We start from the raw sequence: 2,702 nt of genomic DNA on the forward strand, positions 1-2,702 counted from the left end.
TGAATTTCATAGTTTTGTATATAGACAAAACTTTGTGTCAACGTGAACTCAAATGGCAACTCTAAAATGCCAACTAGCACCTTAGGTCTGGATATTCCAAAATCTTTTAAATCAAAAGCAGTCGCATATTTAGTCACGTTCGGCGCTCGGATTTCAAGCATGTCAGACCCAAAGTGCAAATCCGCTTGGCCTAAGGTTTCCGCTATGTCGATAGCGCTTAACGGTACTGGGCTGTACTCATAATTCACTAAACTACCTATGAACTCAAACGCTTCCGAGAACACCACTCCTACCTCATTCTGATACGCGCTCAACACATAAGGATCATAGGCTTGTAAGCCTGACCGTAGCGTATCAATCAGCTCCTCAGCCTCTTTAATACCGTCCTCAAACTCCTCGTACTTCAAGACACAACTAAGATAAAAAAACGTGTCAAAGAACTGTCCACTCTCAAAGCGCTGCAAATACTTTTGCGCAAACTGTTGGCAAAACAGATTCTCAAACTGGTAGTGGCGATCGAAGCGCCTTTTCTTACGCTGCAAAGTCGTCCATAAACCTAAACGGTTGCCTAGCGTCTTACCAAGGCCAGCTAGAAGCAAAGCTAACTGATGAAATCGTGCATAAATCTGCGACTCACTCTCTGACTCAAAAGGAATCCCCTCACACCGAATCACAAAACCCAAATAACCATCCCGATAATGAAAAATATTAGGTGTGACGTGTTGGGAGATTTTTGGTAGAAAATCTGACTGAGCAGCTTGTCGTCTGAGTGCTTTGCTCAAAAAATCGCTGATAATCATTGAGCTTCTTCCCATAATGAATAGCTAAAATGGTGTTCGTTCGGTTAAAAAACCGTGCATTCCGCCTGTAGAAAAAGCAATACAACTCATAACCTAAAATAAATAAAGCCTGATCATCCGTTTTAGAAATAGTTTTCATTAATAAGACTAGTGGCACAGGCAGCAACATTAAAAACAACGCTTGGTCTCCCATGAACGTAAATAGAAACATGGTTAGTGCTAAAAAGCCCCCCACCAATACAGCAAACGGCATTAGAGGCACACCAAACACCAAGGCTGTGCGCCCCAAAGCGTTATACGTGGGAAACTCCGGCTGTTGCTCTTTCCCCTTCATCAGAAGCTAATCCCTTGACCTGCTGTAAATACCCATGTGGCAGCAGCTACAGCAGCTCCCGCACCAAAAATCCATAACCCTGCATTAAGCACATCCCCCCACGTTTTACGCCCCATGAAACCTTCTGCCAGCTGCCAAAGCAATGCGATAGTTGCCACCACACCCACAATAATCACAATGCCATCACGGATATTTTCCATCATACTTTTGGCTTGATTCGCAAAGCCTCCTACCTGAGCTAACGCTACCTGAGCCATAAACAACTGCCCCATGAAAACCATCCATGCCATTTTTAGTTTGCTTACTAACTTCATCGTTCTTCCTTTAAAAAATAAAAAGCCACTTGAATAAGTGGCTCTAAATAATAAAAAGGCTTACCACTCCCCAAAGACATCCCAGTTAAACCGCTGTCTTGAGGAGTCTGTATTACTTACTGCTACCGCTTTGGCAACCAATGTTGAATCCACTTCAATAGCTGGCACACTCATCGCATTGTTTCGCTCCTTCTTATTTTTTATTGCAGCAGCTTTGACACGTTCTACATACGGAGGCAATCCCGGAATATCTTCGGTAAAACCCGTTTTAAAATTACCCGAATAATAACAACTCAATGCTTTTTGCAAAGCCTCTTGAGCTGATCCACCCGCTCGTGAGTAGCACTCTGTTAATATTTCAGCACCTGCTTTTAAATTCGCACATGGCTCAAAAACCGTGTCATAGCTGAGTCCCAAACGAGCTAAGTTATTCTTATTAATCTGGACTAGTCCTAAACTAAAATTTTTTCCTTCTACCTCTAGCTGTTTAGCCGTTGCAATAGCTTCTATTAAATTTTTCGGCTGTGCTACCACATCACCTACCACTCCAATCGCATACGGATTAAAACCACTTTCCACTCTAGCGAGAGCCTGTAATGTTTCCCGATGCACTTGTGGAGCACATTGCTGCGCTAATCGATCAAACTGTAAAGGCGTTAATACCTCCACGCCTTCACTAGCTTGTGCTCCAGTACAAAAACATAAGCTCAGTATCAACGCAACAGCTCGTCTTCTCATAATGTCCTCGCTAAAATAAACACTTGCAGCAAGAACATCAGCACAAAACCGAACGCAACCCAACGCAGGCTATGCTTATAGAGCTCACGCCCTTGCTCTGCAACCTCCTTGCGCACCAAGCGCTGAGTATGTGTAATCAGATCTAACCGGATATGCTGCTTCTGCTGCTCTAGCGCCTCATAGACCTCATGAACTTGTTGCAATCGTTGATCTAAGTTAAGTAAAAAAGCATTTTCATGATCCTCTAATAAAGTACGCTGTTGCTCATACTGCCGATCAATAAAAAGCAATAATGCCACTAAAGGGTCATCAGGCTCCAGTTTTAACCCACTCTGGCTAAATACCGCGTTAATAATTTCCTCGGCACTTTTACTCATAACGACTCACCGTTACCCACTTACCACCTGCCTCTGGGCTACCTACATACTGAGTCTTATCTAAAGCGATTAAACCGTTATCCTCATAGGCTTGGCAATACGCAGGCTTTTTATCACTAATAACGTAATAACTGACTTG

4 protein-coding genes and 1 pseudogene are annotated in these 2,702 nt (G+C 43.2%); all 5 read right to left on the minus strand.

Features of this window, described 5'->3' with window-relative positions:
- A pseudogene (locus tag Q1V74_RS07935) lies at positions 1-800 on the minus strand (conjugal transfer protein); the annotation flags it as partial.
- The gene (locus Q1V74_RS07940; protein WP_300647915.1) at positions 709-1,134 is read right to left on the minus strand and encodes a VirB3 family type IV secretion system protein; all 426 of its coding nucleotides are present in this window, start codon (positions 1,132-1,134) and stop codon (positions 709-711) included. The pseudogene Q1V74_RS07935 and the gene Q1V74_RS07940, both read right to left, overlap by 92 nt.
- Positions 1,134-1,448, minus strand: coding sequence for a TrbC/VirB2 family protein (locus tag Q1V74_RS07945; RefSeq protein ID WP_300647917.1), 315 nt, complete (start codon positions 1,446-1,448; stop codon positions 1,134-1,136). The genes Q1V74_RS07940 and Q1V74_RS07945 overlap by 1 nt, the downstream gene beginning before the upstream one ends.
- A gap of 60 nt (positions 1,449-1,508) precedes the next feature.
- Positions 1,509-2,186 carry a lytic transglycosylase domain-containing protein gene (locus Q1V74_RS07950; RefSeq protein ID WP_300647919.1) on the minus strand — a complete coding sequence of 226 codons (678 nt, stop codon included), beginning with the start codon at positions 2,184-2,186 and terminating at the stop codon, positions 1,509-1,511.
- Complete coding sequence (locus tag Q1V74_RS07955; protein WP_300647921.1) at positions 2,183-2,563, minus strand: hypothetical protein; 381 nt, start codon at positions 2,561-2,563, stop codon at positions 2,183-2,185. Before Q1V74_RS07955 ends, Q1V74_RS07950 begins: the two co-directional genes overlap by 4 nt.
- Between the last annotated feature and the right edge of the window lie 139 nt (positions 2,564-2,702).

Origin of the sequence: Paenalcaligenes sp., from assembly GCF_030152715.1 — a bacterium.
Taxonomy (GTDB): Bacteria; Pseudomonadota; Gammaproteobacteria; order Burkholderiales; family Burkholderiaceae_B; genus Paenalcaligenes; species Paenalcaligenes hermetiae.